We start from the raw sequence: 16,754 nt of genomic DNA on the forward strand, positions 1-16,754 counted from the left end.
GGACAGGGCGACCTCCGACCCCACGGGATGTCCACACGCCGACCGCCCCCGCCGAGAGCGTCACCCCCGGCACGGAACCGCTGGTCAGGCCGCCACCAGCTGCGCCCGCCGCCGCTGGCCGCCCGTCGGATCACCGGTTCTGCGGGCCGCACGCGCACCTCGGCCTGAGCGAGCGAGGTGGGTGCGGCCCGCGGAAGGGCTGCTCGTGGAGAGCGGTCAGATCTCGATCTTCTTCACCCCGGCGCCGATGACGAAGGCCCGCCGGTCCTGCTTGAGGAGGTCATCGTGGAGCGTGGGGCCGAGGGTGAGGGTGAACCCCTGGTTCTCGCCGTGGCTCTCGATCTTGGTGACCTGGTAGTCGTGGCTCGTCTCCGCCAGCGGGATGCCGAGGAGACGGACCTCGACCTTCGTCCCGGTCTGCCACTTCTGCACCTTCGTGCTCAGGGACCCGCTCGTGTACGTGACGCGGATGGTGGGGAACTGGCTGATCGCCAGGTAGCTGGGGTAGGTGATCCCCCCGTCGCGCGGATACGGCTTGAGCACCCAGCCGCTCACGCTGTCGTTGTCCCCGTAGTTCACGGCGTCCTTGATCTCGGCGGTCGTGAACCAGCCCCTGCCCGACACGAAGTCGGAGGGGCTGAAGGTGACGGTGGTGAAGCCGGAGTACTCGACCGCCATCTCGCACGAAGACGCCTGGGAGTTCAGCTGGTGCAGCGAGTACTTGGCGGAGCCCTTCGCGCTGACGGAGAACAGCGAGGGAAGTGACACGGTGCCTCCCGCCTGCCCCTCCACCTGCAGGCTCGACTTGCTTCCGTTGAAGTCGGTGAACTTCGCGGTGATCGTGACCTTGTTGCCGCTGTTGCCCAGCTCCTCGTGGATCGTGTCGGGCTTCTTGTCGACGGTGAACCTGGGCACCCAGTACTTGCCGTCCTCGTCCTGTGCGTAGAGGCCGCCGTTCTCCTCGCCGGGCTTGTCGAGGTTCCGCCGCACCTTGCCGAGCTTCCAGGTCGCCGCGTTCAGCGTGTTGATCAGGCCCGCGACGGGCAGCAGCCCGTTGAGGTACTGGGTGAGCAGGGGGACGAGTGGCTTGGCGGACTGTGGCGCTTCCTTGAGGTAGGACCACAGGTCCTTGAGGACGTCTCCGTCGAGTTTCAGCTCGTCGCCCGCCCATTGCATCAGCTTGTACGAGGCGATGTAGTCGATCTTCGTCTCCACGCCGGCGTCCTCGAGCTTGGACGAGGTGATCTTCTTGAACGTCTGCTCGTACAGGCTGATCAGCTTGTCGCCGGTGTCCGCCAGGTCCTTCTGGCAGTCCTCCAGCGTCTGGGCCTCGGTGTCGGAGAGCTCATAGCAGAGCCTGTTGACGTAGTCCTCGAACCGCTCGCTCAACGGGTCGCCGAATTCCAGCCGCTTGCTCTTCTTCGAGGGCTCGACCGTGTGGTTGATGTACCTCCACGACGGGTAGTAAAAATCGTTCTCCACCAGATAGTGGTAGGGAAAGAAGCCGATCGAGGAAACGTTCACGGGCTGCAGTTCGTCGGCAATCCCGAGCTTTTCTCCGATCATCTTGCTGACGGTATTGGTGAAAAGGTCGGTTGATTTCGGGTCGATCTTCACTGATTTCATGCGATGTCCTCCACGAGTTCCGGCGTATCGCCCGTCAGCCCGGGACCAGGGCGGGCGAAGGCGTCTGGACAAAGCATCGGTGCGTATGCGTCCTGTCTCAAGGCGCCGATCGGGTGGCTGGCCTCGACGCGGAGCGTCCGGTCCGGCATCGAGGACGGCACGCGGAAATTCACGCGAACAGTCGTCGTCGAACGCCAAGCCGTCGGCCCTTGGCGGGCGCTCCCGGCGCCGGAAACGGGCGGCCGCCCCGCCGGCAAGCGCGGGGCGGCACAATTTTGCTGCGAATCAACATTGGTGACTGAGCGTCAGCAGCCGATGTAGCGCATGCTGAGGCTGGTGAAGCGGGTGTTCGACGGGGCGCGCAGGGTGAAGGAGCGGGACTTGCCCTTCCCGCCGGCCCAGTCGCTGTCGACGTAGCCGCCGTTGGAGAGGCCGCCGCGCACGTACGGGCAGCGGCCGTCCGCCTTGGTGTCGTGCACCGTGCCGATGACCTTGGTGTCGTAGTTGCACCACTTCCCGTTCGCGTAGCCCTCGGCGGAGCTGAGGCTCCAGTTGTTGGTGCACGAGTCGGCGGACGGCGCGGCGTTCGCGCCGGTGGCCGGGAGGAACAGGGCGGCCAGGGCCAGAGCGGCGACGGCGGCTCCGGGAACGGCGAGACGGCTCTTGGACATGGGGGTACCTCCACACGGGGTGTGCACGGTGGACATCCGGGACCGGCCCGTCGGGACGGCGCTCTGCGGCGCGGCCGACGGTCCGCCCGGGCGGTCCACCGATCGTGACGTACCCGAACGACCTTCGTCAACGGCCTTACCCGGCGGGGGCGGTGGCCCGCGTCTCCGCTGCCCCGGGACGGAGCGGGCGCCTCGCCGGCAGCTCCAGCACCACGGGGTGGGGCCGGGCCGTTGCCCGTACGTGCGAGGACCGGTCGGGAGTTCGACCCCGTGCGGGCGGCCGGAAGGCGCCGCGATGTCGGAAGACGCCGGTGTGTCAGAAGGCGTCGACGTACACGTACAGCCGGTCGAAGCGGAGGGCGGCCAGGTCGGAGCGGCGGATCACCCAGTGGAAGAGGCCCGACTCCAGTTCCTCGCAGTCCTCGTCGCCGCGCCAGGTCGCCAGCAGCGTCCACTCCTCGCCGTCCGCGGCGGCCGGCGGTACCTCGTCGCGGGCCACCTCGACCGGGTCCCAGTTGAAGAGGACCGGCTCACCGCCGAGTTGGAAGCGCCAGCGCGGTCGCCAACCGACCACGTGCGACCAGGCGGACTCCAACTCGGCGGCCCACGCCGACTCCTCCGCGCTATCCACGTCCTCCTCGTCGTCCTCGTCGCGCCACGGCCAGGACCACTGGTGGAAGCAGAAGTCCAGGTGCGCCCGGCGGTAGGGGCCGTCCTCCCGCTCGCGCGCCCACTCCGGCAGCGGCGTAATCCCGGCCGGAAGGTAGCGCACGGCGTCGGGGAGCACCGCCCCGCTGCCCGGATCGGCGTCGGCGAAGAACAGCAGCAGGCCCTCGGCGGGCAGCGGCAGGTCCGTCGCTCCGGGCGGCAGGGCCGCGCAGTCGACGGCCGCGACGAACGCAGCCGCCGGCGCCGGGACACCCTCCGGCAGCGGCGGCTGCCCGCCGGTCACCGCCACCACCGGGCCGTCACCGCCCTGCGCGAGGTAGACCGCCGGGCGGGCGGTGCGTACGTACGCTTCCACCTCGGCCGCCGGAACGCCGCGCGCCGCGGCCTCCGCCCGGAAGCGGTCGGCCAATTCCGCGGGCGTGTCCTCAACGCGTTCCGTGTCGGTCATGGGCGGACCCTACAACCCGTCACCCGCCGGCGTTCCAACGGATACCCCGTCCGCCGCCGTCCTGTCCACCGCCGTCCCGAACACCGGCGGCAACCCGCGCGCTCCTCGCAGCCGCGACCGCCGCACCCTCCCCGCCCGCTACGCCGCGCCCGCTACCCCGCACCCGCTACGGCGCGCCCGCCCGGCCGGCCACCAAACGGTCGCCCAACGCGCTGCGCCGGTACAGCACGTGGCGCCCGTCCCGGGCCCGGGTGACCAGCCCGCCGGCGAACAGGACGCGCAGGTGCTGGGAGACGGCGCTGGGCGTCACGCGCAGCCGGCGGGCGAGTTCGACCGTGGCCGCCGGCTCCTCCAGGAGGACCAGCAGCCGAGCGCGCGGCCCGCCCAGCAGCGCGGTCAGGGCGGACGGGTCGGCGGCGGGCGGGGTGTCCCAGAGCGTGGCCACGCCCCGGCTCGGATAGACCAGGCTCGGCGGCTCCTGCGGACCCAGCGGTGGCGCCGGCTTGTGCGCGAACACGGACGGGATCAGCAACAGCCCCCGCCCCGCCGCCGCGACCCGGTGCCGGCTGATCATGCGGTCGATGTGCAGCACGCCGCCCCGCCACCGCACGTCCGGGTGCATGTCGGCGAACAGCAGCCGGGCGCCGCCGAGCGCGAGCCGACGGGCCCGGTACGTCATGTCCGCCTCCAGCACCAGCCGCATCCGCGGCCACTGCGGCTCGATCGCCGACTTCCAGTACCGGTGCAGGACTTCGCACAGGCGGTCCCGCAACCCGGCGACCGCGGCGTCGTCACCGGCGACGGCCGCCCGCAGCGCCTCGGGCACCGGGTCCGGCGCGTGCGTGGCCACCAGGTCGCGGCGGACCACCTCCGGCGCGGTCCCGCGCACCACGGCCAGCTCCTCCTCGAAGCCCGGCGCGAAGACCGCCGGCACCGGCGTCAGGAAGTCCGGGACGGTCCGCCTGCGCGCCACCAGGGACAGCAGCAACCGCGTGTCGAGCGAACCGAGTCGGCCGAGGACGGCCCGGCGCCACGGCAGGTGCAGCGCCGACAGCCCCGGATCCCGCAGCACCCGCAGGCTCAGCACGGCCTCGTGCATCGGCGACAGCGCGAACCGGGTGTCCGCGAGGTCCTCGACGTCCAGGACGAAGCTGATCATCAAGCGCCACGCTACATCGATTGGCGCCGCCGCGGCGATCCCGTGCACTGACGCCATGACAACTCCCGTGCCACCGCGCACCCCCGCCGCACCCGGACCGGCCGACGGATGACCCGCCGACTGGTCCTCCTCCTGGCCCTCGCCTGCGCCGTGGCGGTCGGCAACCTCTACTTCCCCCAGGCCGTCGGCCCGCTGGTCGCCGCCGGACTGCACGTCCCACCGGACGCCGCCGCCCTGGTCGTCACCGCCACCCAACTCGGCTACACCGCCGGCATCGTCCTGCTCGTCCCCCTCGGCGACCGCCTCCCCCACCGCCCGCTGCTCGTCACCCTGCTCACCCTCACCGGCCTTGCCCTGCTCACCGCGGGCTGCGCACCGACCCTGCCCGTCCTGGTCGCGGCGAGCGCCGCCGTCGGCCTCACCACCGTCGCCGCCCAGATCGTCGGAACCCTCGCGGCCACCCTGACCCCCGCCGACCGCCAGGGCGCGGTGATCGGCACCCTGCTCAGCGGCTCCACCGGCGGCATGCTGCTCGCCCGCACCTTCGGCGCCACGCTCGGCGAGTGGCTGGGCTGGCGCACCCCCTACCTGGCCGCCGCCGCCCTCACCCTGCTCCTGGCCGCCGTGCTGGCCCGCACCGTCCCGGCCACCACCGCGCCCTCCCGCGCGCCGTACCCGGCCCTGCTCGCCGAGCCGCTGCGCCTGCTGCGCACCGAACCCGAGCTGCGCCGCTCCTGCATCCACCAGGCGAGCGTCTTCGGCGGCTTCTCCGCCGTCTGGACCTGCCTGGCCCTGCTGCTCACCGGCCCGGCCTACGGACTGGACGCCCGGGTGGTCGGGGCCCTCGCCCTGGTCGGCGCGGCCACCATGCTCTGCACCCCGTACGCCGGACGGCTGGTGGACCGCCACGGCCCCGACCCGGTAAGCCTCGCCTGCCTGCTGGGCGTCCTCGCGGCGGCCGCGGTCCTCGCCGCCGGCCGCCACGGCGGCCCGCTCGGCCTGACTGCCCTCACCCTCGGCACCCTGCTCCTCGACGTCGCCATGCAGTGCGGCACGGTCGCCGGCCAGGCCCGGGTCAACGCCCTGCGGCCCGACGCCTGCGGCCGCCTCAGGTCCGCCTACATGACCTGCGCCTACCTGGGCGGCAGCGCCGGCTCCTGGCTCGGCGTCCAGGTCTGGAGCCGGGCGGGCTGGTGGGGCGTGTGCGCCCTCCTCGCGCTGCTCGCCACCCTCGCCCTGACCCGCCACCTGACGGCGGTGCCGCACCGGCGGTTCGGGGCCTCCGGCCCGCGCTGAGCGCCCCGCCCCGCCCCGGCGAGAGCCCCGCGCCCCGCACTCCCCGCCCCGGCGAGAGCCCCGCATCCGCGCCCCGCACTCCGCCCCGGCGAGAGCCCCGCGCCCCGCACTCCGCGCCCGGCACCGCCGCTCAGTGCGGCGGTTCGTCCCCGTCCCCCGCGAGGTCCGCGGCGAGGGCGACGAGACCCTCGCGCAGCAGGCGCAGCAGAAGGTCCTGGTCGCGGCGCGGATGCCAGAGGAGGGTGACCCGCAGGGGCCGCAGGCGGACGGGCGCGGCGACCGGGACGACGCCGAGGGCCGGGCCGAGTTCGCGGACCAGCGCGACGGGGGCGACGGTGACCAGGTCGCTGCGGCCGACCAGGTGCAGGGCGGCGAGGTAGCCGGGCACGGTGCAGCGGACGGCCCGGGGCAGGCCGGCCTCGCGCAGTTCCCGGTCGAGCGCCTCCTCGGGCCGTCCGCTGCGGGAGACCAGCACGTGCCCGGCGGCGGCGAAGCGCCCCGCGGTCACCTCGCCCCGGGTGAGCTCGTGGCCCGCCCGGACCGCGGCGGTGAGCCCCGCCCGGACGAGGCCCAGGGAACGAAGGTCCGGGTACTTGGCCGCGTTGACGACGACCGCGAGGTCGGCCGTGCCCTCCCGGACGGCTTCGGCACCGTCCCGGCCGCCGTCCGCGCCCAGCAGGCGCAGTTCCGCGGCGGGGGCGTCCGCGGCGAGCCGGGCGAGCAGGTCGGCGCTCCTGGTCACGATCAGGTCCTGCGGGGCGACGAGCGTCAGACTCCGGTCGAGCGGCTGGTCCTGACGGCCGAGCAGCTGCTCGGCCTGCTCGAGCCAGAGCCGGAGCCGCGGCCGCAGGTCGACCGCGGCGGCGGTGGGCCGCAGCCCCCGGCCCGCACGCACGAGCAACGGGTCCCGGAAGGCTCGGCGCAGCCGGCCCAGGGCCCGACTGGTCGCCGGGACGGAGAGGTTCAGCCGGTGCGCGGCCCGGGTGACGGAGCCCTCCTCCAGGAGGGCGTCCAGGACCACCAGCAGATTCAGGTCGACCGAGGACAGTTGCACCAGGTGAAACTATCAGTTGCCGTTTTGCCGATTGCCGCAAGAGAACGGGCCGCCTAGGTTCGAAGGCACAGCGACCGCAGCCCGCCCGACCGGCCCTCACGCCGGGGCGCGCCCCCTCCCGTCGCCGCTTCCCGCCTCGACCCGAAAGGGGTTCCCTTGCCGCCCGCCGTGCCCGAACCCGCCCACCGGACCCCGCCCGGGCCCGCCCGTCGGCCCCGGCCCGAACCCGCCCACCGAACGCGGCCCGAGCGCCGCGCCCTGGGCCCGGCCGCACTGACCGCCGTCTGCGGCGCCTCACTGTTCATCACCAGCCTGGACGCCACCGCGGTGAACGTCGCCCTGCCCGCCCTGCGCACCGAACTGTCCGCCGACGCCCAGCAGTCGGCCTGGATCGTGGACGCCTACACGCTGACCCTCGCGGTCCTGCTGCTCCTGGCCGGCGCACTCGGGGACCGCCTCGGGCGGCGCACCATGTTCCGCGCCGGCCTGCTGGTCTTCGGGGCCGCCTCGCTCGGCTGCGCGCTCGTCGGCAGCGCCGACCAACTGATCGCCGTCCGCGTCCTGCAGGGCTGCGGCGCCGCGATGCTCGGACCCAACGCGCTGTCCACGCTGACCACGGCGATCGAGGACCCGGTGCGCCGGGCCCGGGCCATCGGCTTCTGGGCGGGGATCTTCGGGCTGGCCGCGGCCGTCGGCCCGCTGATCGGCGGCTCGCTGATCGACGCCCTGGGCTGGCGGTGGATCTTCCTGGCGAACCTGCCGGTGGTCGCCCTCGTCCTTGCGGCAACGGTGCGGGTGCCGGAGACCAGGGGCGCCACGGCCCGCCCGCTCGACCCGCTCGGGCTGGTCCTGGGCGCGCTCGCCGTGTCGGGCGTCACCGAACTGCTCGTCCACGGCGCCCACCAGGGGTTCGGCGGCGCCACCACGGTCGTGTGCGCGGTGCTGGCGCTGGGCGCCGGCGCGGCGTTCGTGGCCGTCGAACGGCGCCGTACGCACCCGGTGTTCCCGCTCGCGCTGCTGCGCCACCCGACCTTCACCGCCGCCACGCTCAGCGCGGTGCTGGTGTTCGCGGTCCTGGCCGGGTTCCTGTTCGTCTCCAGCGTGTACTGGCAGCAGCAGCGGCACGCCTCCGCCCTGGAGACCGGGCTCGCCCTGCTCCCGGCGACGCTGGCGATCGCCGTGGTGTCCCCGCTGAGCGGGCGGCTGATCCACCGGGTGGGGGCGCGCCGGCTCCTGGTGGGCTCCGGGCTGCTGCTGGCGCTGGGCGCCGCACTGCTCGCGCTGGCGGCCGGGGGCGAGGCCTACCCGCCGTACGCCGCGGGCTACCTCGCCGTCGGGCTGGGGATCGGCCTGGTCAACCCGCCGATCACCAACACCGCGGTGACCGGGCTGCCGCCGCAGCAGGCGGGCGTGGCCTCCGCCCTCGCGACCACCTCCCGCCAGCTCGGCAACACCCTGGGCGTGGCGGTGCTCGCCTCCGCCGCCACCGGCTCGCACCTGGACCAGCGGCGGGCCTGGCTGATCGCGCTCGTCCTGGGCCTGGCCGTCGCGGCGCTCAACGCGGTGGCCGGCCGGCCGCACCGGTCCGGCCCGGCCGCGGCCGCCCGGGAACCGGAACGGGCCGCCGCCCGCTGAACCGGCGCGCCCGCCCCCGCCCCACCCGGCGCCCCGGGCACGACCGCCGTGCGCGGCGGCCGCACCCTGCGGTCCCGGTCGCCGCGGCCGGGTGCGACGACCGGTCGGGGCGCGGCGGCTAGCCCTGCTTGATCGCGGAGGCGTCGAACTCCAGGACGACCTTGTCGCCGACCAGCACGCCGCCGCCCTCCAGGGCCGCGTTCCACGTCACGCCGAAGTCCTTGCGGGAGATGGTCACCGACCCCTCCAGGCCGACCCGCAGGTTGCCGTAGGGGTCGACGGCGTTGCCGGTGTACTCGACGTCGATGGTGACCGGGCGGGTGGTGTCCTTGATGGTCAGGTCGCCGGTGACGCGGTACTCGGTCTCGGAGAGCGGCTCGACCGAGGTGCTGCGGAAGGTGATCTCGGGGAAGGTGGGGGCGTCCAGGAAGTCGTTGGTGCGCAGGTGCTGGTCGCGCTGTTCGATCCCGGTGTCGATGCTCTCGGTCTTGATGACCAGGTGGGCGCTGGAGCGGGCCGGGTCGCTTCCGTCGAGGTGGGCGGTGCCCTCGAACTGGTGGAACGCACCGCGGACCTTGGTCACCATGGCGTGGCGGGCGACGAAGCCGATCCGGGTGTGGGCGGGGTCGAGGACGTAGTCCCCGGTGAGCTCTGCGAGGCTGACGGTCATGGTTGAGGGCCCTCCGAAAAGACCGGGATCCCGGGCGGCGGTACGCCCGGCGTGTTGCGGCTCACGCTAGGGCGCAACCGATCCCCCTCCCCGCCGGACCCACGGGGCGACGTCAGAGTGCACCCTGACCGGTGACCCCGCGCCGTTCGCCCACCGCCGAACACCGCCGGACGGGCCTGCCAGGACCTCCCCGGCCCGGCGCCCGACCGCACCGCCGCAGCCCGCGCCGCGCCCGCCGACCCCGCCCGCGCCCTGCCCCCGGGCGTGGTCCGGCAAGCCACCGGGCCCGGGCGCGGCCCGTGATCTACCGTGAGCGGGGAGCTCCGGCGCGGGGCCTCGGCCCGGGCGGGCGGCACACCGGGTGCGGCAATCGGCCGGGTCCGCAGAACCGGGTGCCGGCGCAGCGATGAGTTCTCCGGCCCGGCCAGGTCTACCTCTCGACCGGAACGACCGGAACGACCGAACGACCGACTCATCGGGAGTGCATCGACATGGGCCTCATCCACATCGAACTGTTCGCGACCCTCGACCTCGTCGGGCAGGCGCCCGGCGGCCCCGACGAGGACCCGGAGGGGTTCCCGTTCGGCGGCTGGCAGGCGCCCCTGATGAGCGATGCCACCGGGGCGCAGATCCTCGCCGCGTACGAGGGCACGGACGCCCTCCTGCTCGGCCGGCGCACCTACGACCTCTTCGCCTCCTACTGGCCGCACCAGAAGGACGGCGAGATCGCCGAACTCTTCAACCGCGTCCCGAAGTACGTGGCCTCCCGCGGCACGCCCGACCTGCCGTGGGCCGGCTCCACCCGGCTCGGCCCGGACCTGGCCGGCGCGGTGCGCGAGCTGCGCGAGCGGCACGAGCACGTGAAGGTCGTCGGGAGCCTGAACCTGGTGCAGACCCTCCTGCGGGAGAAGCTCTTCGACCGCCTCGACCTGTGGGTGCACCCGATCACGCTGGGCGTCGGGAAGAAGGTCTTCGACGGCGGCGCGGTGCCCACGAACCTCACCCTTCTCGAACCGCCGGCGGCCGGCCCGCAGGGCACGGTGTTCCTGCGCTACGGGCTCGCCGACGGCACCCCCCGTACGGGCGACATGGGCGCACCCGACCGCGGCCTCGGCAACGACGACTGACGCCCCCTCGCCACGGCGCCGGCACTGCCGCCCCGCCGCGTCGCCCGGCGCCACCACCCGGGCCCCGGCCTTCCAGGAGGCCGGGGCCCGTGTCGCCGTCAGCTCAGGGTGCGGAGCGCGGCGGCGTCGTAGGGCCGCAGGTCGGCGAAGCGGCCGGCGAGGACCTTGGCGGCCCACTGCGGGTCCTGGAGGAGGGCGCGGCCGACGGCGACCAGGTCGAACTCGTCGCGCTCCAGCCGCTCGAGCAGGTCGTCGATGCCCTGGACGGGGGCGCCCTCGCCCGCGAAGGCGCGGACGAAGTCGCCGTCGAGGCCGACCGAACCGACGGTGATGGCGGGCCGGCCGGTGAGCTTCCTGGTCCAGCCGGCCAGGTTGAGGTCGGAGCCGTCGAACTCGGGCACCCAGTAGCGGCGGGTCGAGGCGTGGAAGGCGTCGACGCCGGCCTCGACGAGCGGGGCGAGGATCGCCTCCAGCTCCTGGGGGCTCTCGGCGAGGCGGGCGTCGTAGTTCTCCGACTTCCACTGCGAGTAGCGGAAGATCACCGGGAACTCGGGGGAGACGGCCTCGCGCACCGCGGCGACGAGTTCGGCCGTGAACCTGGTCCGGGCGACGGGATCGCCCCCGTAGGCGTCGGTGCGGCGGTTGGTGCCCGCCCACAGGAACTGGTCGAGCAGGTAGCCGTGGGCGCCGTGCAGCTCGACGCCGTCGAAGCCGATCCGTTCGGCGTCCGCGGCGGCCTGGGCGAAGGCGCCGATGACGGCGTCGATGTCGGCCCGGCTCATGGCCAATCCCGTTCCCTCGGTGCCGTCCAGCCGGATGCCGGAGGGGCCGACGGCGGGGGCGTCGGCGAACGGCGGGTCGCCCTGCTTGCGCGCCATGCCGATGTGCCAGAGCTGCGGCACGATGGTGCCGCCCGCCGCGTGGACGTCCTCGGCGACGCGGGCCCAGCCGGCCAGCTGCTCCTCGCCGTGGAAGCGCGGGACGTCGTCGCTCTGGCCGGCCGACTCGTGGCCGACGTACGTCCCCTCGGTGACGATCAGGCCGACGCCCGCGGCGGCGCGGCGCGCGTAGTAGGAGCGCACGTCCTCGCCGGGCACTCCGCCGGGGGAGAACCTGCGGGTCATGGGCGCCATCACGATGCGGTTGGGCACGGTCAGCCCGTTGATCGTGACGGGCCGGGACAGGATCTCGGCCGCGCGGGAGGCGGTGGGCTCGGCGGCTGCGGCGGCCGCGGCGGGCTCGGTGACGGTCATGGGAATCCTCACGGGGACGGGGACGGGTGCGGTGACGGTGCCGTGCCGGGACGGGAACGGTTGCCCGTGCCAACCACCTCGACGGCCCCGCGCATTTCGCCGACCACGCGCATCCCGCTGTGATCCCCGCCACTGGGCACCACCGGCCTGCGCCCCACCCCCGCGTCACCGACCGTCAGCGGCCCCCGCCCGGGCGGTCGTCCGCGCGCTGCGCCCGGACCCCTACGGCCGGCCGGAGCCGGGGCCCGGCCGGCCGCGCGCCGGTGACCGCGGCCTCGTACAGGGCCCGGACGGCGGACCCGAAGACGGCGCTGTAGGAGATCTGGGGGGTGTTGCCGCCGGTGTGGTAGCCGCCGACGACCCCGACGACCGCCCAGCCGCCGGGCCACGGCACCAGCATGGGCCCGCCGGAGGTCCCGCCCACGAAGCCGTCGCACGCGATGCGCTCGAAGGTGCCCGGATCCGCGGGATCGTCACTGATCCACGGGGTGGTCCGGCTCAGGCACTCCAGCGGCTTGCGCGCGCCGCTCGGATACCCGACCATCCGCACCGGAGCGTGGAAGTAACCGGAGCCGGTGAGCAACTCGACCGCCCCGGCCGCGTCCTGGACCCGCTGTCCGTCCCGGTTGGGCCCGGTCACCGCGAAGGCGAAGTCGTACGCGGCCCCGGCGTGCACACCCCGGTCGTAGTACTCCCGCGAGACGTAGACGCCGTCGTCCCGGACCGGGAAGACGCCGAAGGGCGTGAGCCCGTCGTGGTACTGCGGAACGAACCCCAGGTGCCGCCGCGGAGCCGGGCCGGCGTAGCCCGCCAGGCAGTGGGCCGCACTCAGCACCAGGTCACGACCGGGGCTGCGCACCACGGAGCCGCTGCAGGTACGGCCCGTGCCGCCGGCGTCGGTCCAGAAGAACGTGCCGGCCTGCGGGATGCCGTCGAAGCTCGTGCTCGCCGGGACGAACTCACCGGGCCGCGGGCCGTCCGCCGTCGTGGCCGGTGCGGTGCGTCCGGTGTCGCCGGGCAGCGCGGCCGCCATCCGCTCCGCGGTCCAGTACGCGCTGAGCTGCTCGGCGTCCGCAGCGCCCGCTTCGCGCGCAGCGTCCGCAGCGCCCGCAGCGCCCGCGTCGTCCGGGTCATCCGGGTCGTCCGGGTCGTCCGGGTCGTCCGGGTCGGGCGTCGCGGCGCGGGTGACCGGGCCGGCGACGGAAGGCGGCGCGGCGAAGGCGGGCGGGGCGGCCGGGGTGGGTCCGGCGCCGAGCAGCAGGGCGGATGCGAGGGCCGCGGCACGCGTGGCGGCTCGCGGCCCCTTCGGAGGCGAGGTGACCGAGGTGATCGAGGCGACCTCACCGGCGTGGAATGTCGGCATGCTCGCAGTATCGAGGCCGGGGCCGCCGCCTCCCGGGTGCCACCGCGGTGCACTCCGCCGTCCGGCCCGCGCCGCCACCCCGGCCCGCGCCGCCACCCCGGCCCGCGCCGCCACCCCGGCCCGCGCCGCCACCCCGGCCCGCGCCGCCACCCCGGCCCGCGCCGCCACCTCCTCCCGCCACTGCCGCCGTCCAGGTCCCGTCGGCGTGCGGCGGGGCGTCGCTCCCCACGGCCACGGCCGAGCCTCCGGCCACGGCCGGTCCGACCGCCGGACTATCGTGTCGCCCCAGGCGGCGCCCGCCCCGCGCGGTGCGGGCAACGGCCGCCGGCGAGGGGGATCGTGATGCCGAAGGGACAGGCCCAGTTGGGCCGGGAACTCTACGGGGCGAGGACTTCGGACCAGCGCCTCGGCCAGGCTCCGCCGAGCAGCGGCGACCGGAGGCTGCTGCCCCGCGGGTCCGTGCCCTGCCTGCTGACGGTCCTGCGGCTGGCGGCGCACCAGAAGGCCCACCGGGGCGCCGACATGGGCCTGGCGGTGGCGCTCGTGCGGGCCGGTCACCTCGCCCGGGCGGTCGAGCTGGTCCGCTCGGGCGCGGGCCGGTTCCGCCCCGACGAGGACCTCGTCCGGCTGGTGAGGGCGGCGGGCGAGGCCGGTGACCTGGACGGTGCGCGGGCACTCCTCGAGTCGCTGACCGACCGCTCGCTGCGGGACTGCGCCCTTGTCGCCCACATCCCGGCGGTGGCACGCGCCGGTGAACGCGAGCACGCCGCCGCCCTGGTGGAGACGGTGCGCTACCCGCACAACCGGCCGCGGGCCTGGGCGGAGCTGGCGAAGGCGGTGGCGGACGACGGTGACCACGGCGCCGCGCTCGGCTACGCCGCCAGAGCCGCCGCCGAGTGCGAGGGCGACGGCACGCAGACGGGGCACGCCCTGCTCACGGCCATGGAGATCGCGCTCGCCGCCGGAGACCACGCCCTGGCCGGCACGTTCGCCGACCGCATCGAGGACCTCGTGCGGTCCGAGGCGCGCAAGGGCGTCGGCCTGCGCGCGTTCCTCGTCGCGGTGCTGGCCGCCGAGGCTCGCCGCGGCGACCTCGACCGGCTCGACGCCGTGCTGCGCAGCCTGACCCGGACCGCCGCCGCGCGGGCCGCCGAGGCCGCCGCGGCCGAGGCGGCGGGGCCGCGGGCGGGGGACGACGACTCCGGGGCCCTGGCTCTGACGATCCTCGCCCGGCCCCGCCCGACCTTCGACGCGAGGATCGTGGCCGAGCTGCTGGAGGAGGTCGCCGAGACCGCCGACCGGGAGGTGGCCCTCGCCCTGGCCGACCGGGCCGAGCGCCTGCTCCGCTGCGACGCCGACTTCGACAGCCTCCAACTGCGGGAGGCGGTGACCCTGCTGCTGGCCCGGCACGGCGAGGTCGAGCGGGCGACGGCGCTCGCCGACCTGATCGCCGAGCCCGACCTGCGCGCGGCGCGGAAGGCCGAGATCGTCGAGGCGCTGGCCCGGTCCGGGGACACCGACCGGGCCGAGGCCCTGGCCCGCGCCCTCGCGGACCGCTGGGCACGGAGCCGGGCCCTGATGGCCGTCGTCGGCGCGCTGGCCCGGCACGGCGAGACGGCCCGGGCCGAAGCCCTCCTGCCCGCGATCCCCGACCGCTGGGGGCGGAGCGAGGCGCTCATCGACGTCGTCGGCGCGCTGGCCCGGCAGGGCGAGCCCGAGCGGGCCGAGGACCTCACCCGCACGATCCCCCTGCGCCGGACGCGGGCTCGCGCACTGGCCGCCCTGGTGGATGCGCCGGATCCCGCCCGCGCGCGCAGGCTGGCCGCCCGCGCCGTCTTCCTCGGCGGCTGGGCGATGGTCTTCGACGACCTGGCGGAGATCGCCCCCGGCGGGGCCCTGGCCATCGCCGACGAGGTGATGGCCCGGCGGGCGCACCTGTCCCCCTGAGGGGGCGAAACGGCGAGGACGGCCCGCGGGGCGGCGGCCGTGACACGCGGCCGAGCACGGGGCGGGAGCGGACGCGACGGATCGACCCCGTGGACGGAACGGGCCCGCCGGACGCGCCCGGCGGTGCGACCTGCGAAGCGTGAAGCGCCTTTCCCCCCGCCCCCGCCCAGCCGCGAGGCCGCGAGCCGGGGGGCACGAACCCGCCCGCCGCGGCCGGAGCCGACGTGACGCGCCCGTCCACGACAGAGCCCGGGCCAGGCTGCCGGAGCCGGCCGCGGACGACGACCCTCGCCGCGGCCTCCGGCCCGCGCCGCGCGGCCCTCCGCCCGTCGGTGCCCCGGCCCGCCGGGCCAGGGGCGCAGCCGCCGGACCGCGCCCCCGCGCTTCTATCTCCAACCTGAGTTGTTCCTAGAATGGCCGGGTGAAGGACATCGACGCGATCGCGGCCCTGCAGGATCCGGTGCGGCGCCGCCTGTACGAGTACGTGGCGGCGCAGGGCCGCGAGGTCGGCCGCAACGAGGCCGCCGAGGCGGCCGGGGTGGCGCGCACGCTCGCCGCGCACCACCTGGACAAGCTGGCCGAGGTCGGGCTGCTGGAGAGCGGCAGCCGCCGTCTGACGGGCCGTTCGGGACCGGGGGCGGGGCGTCCCGCCAAGGTGTACACCAGGGCGCGGGCCGAGCGGGAGGTGTCGCTGCCCGCCCGCGACTACCGCACCGCCGCCGAACTGCTCGCCGAGGCCGCCGAGCAGGCGGGGCTGGACGCGGGCCTCCGTGCGGCCGCGCGCCGCCGGGGTGAGGCCCTGCGCGGCCCGGCGACGCCGTGCGGAAGCCTCGAGGAGGCCGTGGAGGTGCTGGCCGCCCGCGGCTACGAACCCCACCTGGAAGCCCCCGAAGCCCCCGAATGCCCCGCAGGCGCCGAGGGTCCTGAGGGGTCGTCCGGCCCCGCCGGGCGCGTGGTCCGGATGCGCAACTGCCCCTTCCACGCCGTCGCCGAACGCTTCCCGCCGCTGGTCTGCGGCATGAACCTCGCACTGTTGCAGGGGCTGCTCGGCGCGGACGGCCCCCTCCGCGCCCGCATGGCCCCCCGGCCGGGGGAGTGCTGCGTGGTGGTCGAGGTCGGGAGTTCTAAAAACAACGAGCATTGACATAGAAATGGGGTCGTGCTGGGATGAGGCCATGACCGCATCCCCGCATGCCGCCCACCTCGCCCACCTCAACGTCGCCACGCTCCGCTACCCCCTGGACGACCCGCGCATCGCACCCTTCGTCGAGTTGCTCGACCCGGTCAACGCCACCGCCGACGCCGCGCCCGGTTTCGTGTGGCGACTCGTGGGGGAGGGGGAGGCGGACGCCACCGGCCTGCGCCCGGCGGGCGAGAACGTCGTCGTCACGCTGTCGGTGTGGCAGACCCCGGAAGCCCTGTGGGACTTCACCTACCGCAGCGGGCACCTGGAGGCGATGCAGCGGCGCCGCGAATGGTTCGAACGGCACGTCGAGGCGCACCTGGTGCTCTGGTGGGTCCCCGCCGGGCACCTCCCGACCGTCGACGAGGCCCTGGAGCGGCTGGCGGACCTGCGGGTGAACGGACCCTCCCCCCGCGCGTTCACCTTCACCTCCTCCTACAGCGCAGCCGAGGCCGCCCAGCACCTTCCGGCCGTGCCGCCGGCGCAGCCCGGGCACGCCGCCCGCAGCGCCCGGCCCACGCCGGGCCGGCCCGTGCCGGCCGGGGATCCGACGGCGGTCTAGGTTCTGTCCGGCGGATCATGTGACTTCTCCATGCCGGGCTCGTTGTGCCCAGCATGGGGCGGGGTGATCTGACGAACGATGAATGGGTTCG

At 75.1% G+C, this 16,754-nt stretch carries 14 protein-coding genes; 6 read left to right on the top strand and 8 right to left on the bottom strand.

Translation table 11 applies throughout. From position 1 onward, the window contains the following. Positions 1–216: 216 nt before the first annotated feature. The 4 genes from ACGF07_RS31430 to ACGF07_RS31445 all read right to left on the bottom strand — a co-directional run bounded on the left by ACGF07_RS31430 (position 217) and on the right by ACGF07_RS31445 (position 4,573). Positions 217–1,566, bottom strand: coding sequence for a hypothetical protein (locus ACGF07_RS31430; RefSeq protein ID WP_392904278.1), 1,350 nt, complete (start codon positions 1,564–1,566; stop codon positions 217–219). A gap of 365 nt (positions 1,567–1,931) precedes the next feature. Beyond that, the gene (locus ACGF07_RS31435) at positions 1,932–2,297 is read right to left on the bottom strand and encodes a hypothetical protein (protein WP_392904280.1); all 366 of its coding nucleotides are present in this window, start codon (positions 2,295–2,297) and stop codon (positions 1,932–1,934) included. Between the two features lie 316 nt (positions 2,298–2,613). Continuing rightward, positions 2,614–3,414, bottom strand: a complete 801-nt coding sequence (locus tag ACGF07_RS31440; protein WP_392904282.1) for a DUF1963 domain-containing protein — start codon at positions 3,412–3,414, stop codon at positions 2,614–2,616. 166 nt (positions 3,415–3,580) lie between these two features. Further along, entirely contained in the window at positions 3,581–4,573 is a 993-nt protein-coding gene (locus ACGF07_RS31445; protein WP_392904284.1) for an ArsR/SmtB family transcription factor, read from the bottom strand. A gap of 108 nt (positions 4,574–4,681) precedes the next feature. Between ACGF07_RS31445 and ACGF07_RS31450 the strand changes: the two genes are divergently transcribed. After that, on the top strand, positions 4,682–5,869 hold the full coding sequence (locus tag ACGF07_RS31450) for an MFS transporter (RefSeq protein WP_392904286.1): 1,188 nt from the start codon (positions 4,682–4,684) through the stop codon (positions 5,867–5,869). A gap of 130 nt (positions 5,870–5,999) precedes the next feature. Here ACGF07_RS31450 and ACGF07_RS31455 read toward each other — a convergent pair whose 3' ends face one another. After that, positions 6,000–6,923 (bottom strand): LysR substrate-binding domain-containing protein, encoded by a 924-nt coding sequence (locus ACGF07_RS31455; RefSeq protein ID WP_392904288.1) that lies wholly within the window; start codon positions 6,921–6,923, stop codon positions 6,000–6,002. Between the two features lie 156 nt (positions 6,924–7,079). Between ACGF07_RS31455 and ACGF07_RS31460 the strand changes: the two genes are divergently transcribed. After that, the gene (locus ACGF07_RS31460; RefSeq protein WP_392904290.1) at positions 7,080–8,558 is read left to right on the top strand and encodes an MFS transporter; all 1,479 of its coding nucleotides are present in this window, start codon (positions 7,080–7,082) and stop codon (positions 8,556–8,558) included. A gap of 118 nt (positions 8,559–8,676) precedes the next feature. Here the strand turns inward: ACGF07_RS31460 and ACGF07_RS31465 are convergent, their stop codons facing one another. Continuing rightward, the gene (locus ACGF07_RS31465) at positions 8,677–9,228 is read right to left on the bottom strand and encodes a YceI family protein (RefSeq protein WP_350740735.1); all 552 of its coding nucleotides are present in this window, start codon (positions 9,226–9,228) and stop codon (positions 8,677–8,679) included. Positions 9,229–9,719: 491 nt separating this feature from the next. Here ACGF07_RS31465 and ACGF07_RS31470 point away from each other — a divergent pair, with 491 nt between their 5' ends. Beyond that, entirely contained in the window at positions 9,720–10,355 is a 636-nt protein-coding gene (locus ACGF07_RS31470) for a dihydrofolate reductase family protein (RefSeq protein WP_392904293.1), read from the top strand. A gap of 98 nt (positions 10,356–10,453) precedes the next feature. Here the strand turns inward: ACGF07_RS31470 and ACGF07_RS31475 are convergent, their stop codons facing one another. Both ACGF07_RS31475 and ACGF07_RS31480 read right to left on the bottom strand, forming a co-directional pair. Then, positions 10,454–11,608 carry an NADH:flavin oxidoreductase gene (locus ACGF07_RS31475; protein ID WP_392904296.1) on the bottom strand — a complete coding sequence of 385 codons (1,155 nt, stop codon included), beginning with the start codon at positions 11,606–11,608 and terminating at the stop codon, positions 10,454–10,456. A 175-nt stretch (positions 11,609–11,783) separates the two neighbouring features. Continuing rightward, positions 11,784–12,971: a trypsin-like serine peptidase gene (locus ACGF07_RS31480; RefSeq protein WP_392904298.1), complete on the bottom strand. Its 1,188-nt coding sequence runs from the start codon at positions 12,969–12,971 to the stop codon at positions 11,784–11,786. Positions 12,972–13,313: 342 nt separating this feature from the next. On the opposite strand from ACGF07_RS31480, the gene ACGF07_RS31485 reads away from it, so the two are divergent. The 3 genes from ACGF07_RS31485 to ACGF07_RS31495 all read left to right on the top strand — a co-directional run bounded on the left by ACGF07_RS31485 (position 13,314) and on the right by ACGF07_RS31495 (position 16,663). Further along, a complete protein-coding gene (locus ACGF07_RS31485) occupies positions 13,314–14,918 on the top strand; it encodes a hypothetical protein (protein ID WP_392904300.1) in 1,605 nt (534 codons plus the stop codon). A gap of 421 nt (positions 14,919–15,339) precedes the next feature. Next, on the top strand, positions 15,340–16,062 hold the full coding sequence (locus ACGF07_RS31490) for a helix-turn-helix transcriptional regulator (protein ID WP_392904302.1): 723 nt from the start codon (positions 15,340–15,342) through the stop codon (positions 16,060–16,062). Between the two features lie 31 nt (positions 16,063–16,093). Further along, entirely contained in the window at positions 16,094–16,663 is a 570-nt protein-coding gene (locus ACGF07_RS31495) for a DUF3291 domain-containing protein (RefSeq protein ID WP_392904303.1), read from the top strand. Positions 16,664–16,754: the final 91 nt, after the last annotated feature.

This window comes from Kitasatospora sp. NPDC048194 (assembly GCF_043202455.1).
Lineage (GTDB): Bacteria > Actinomycetota > Actinomycetes > Streptomycetales > Streptomycetaceae > Kitasatospora.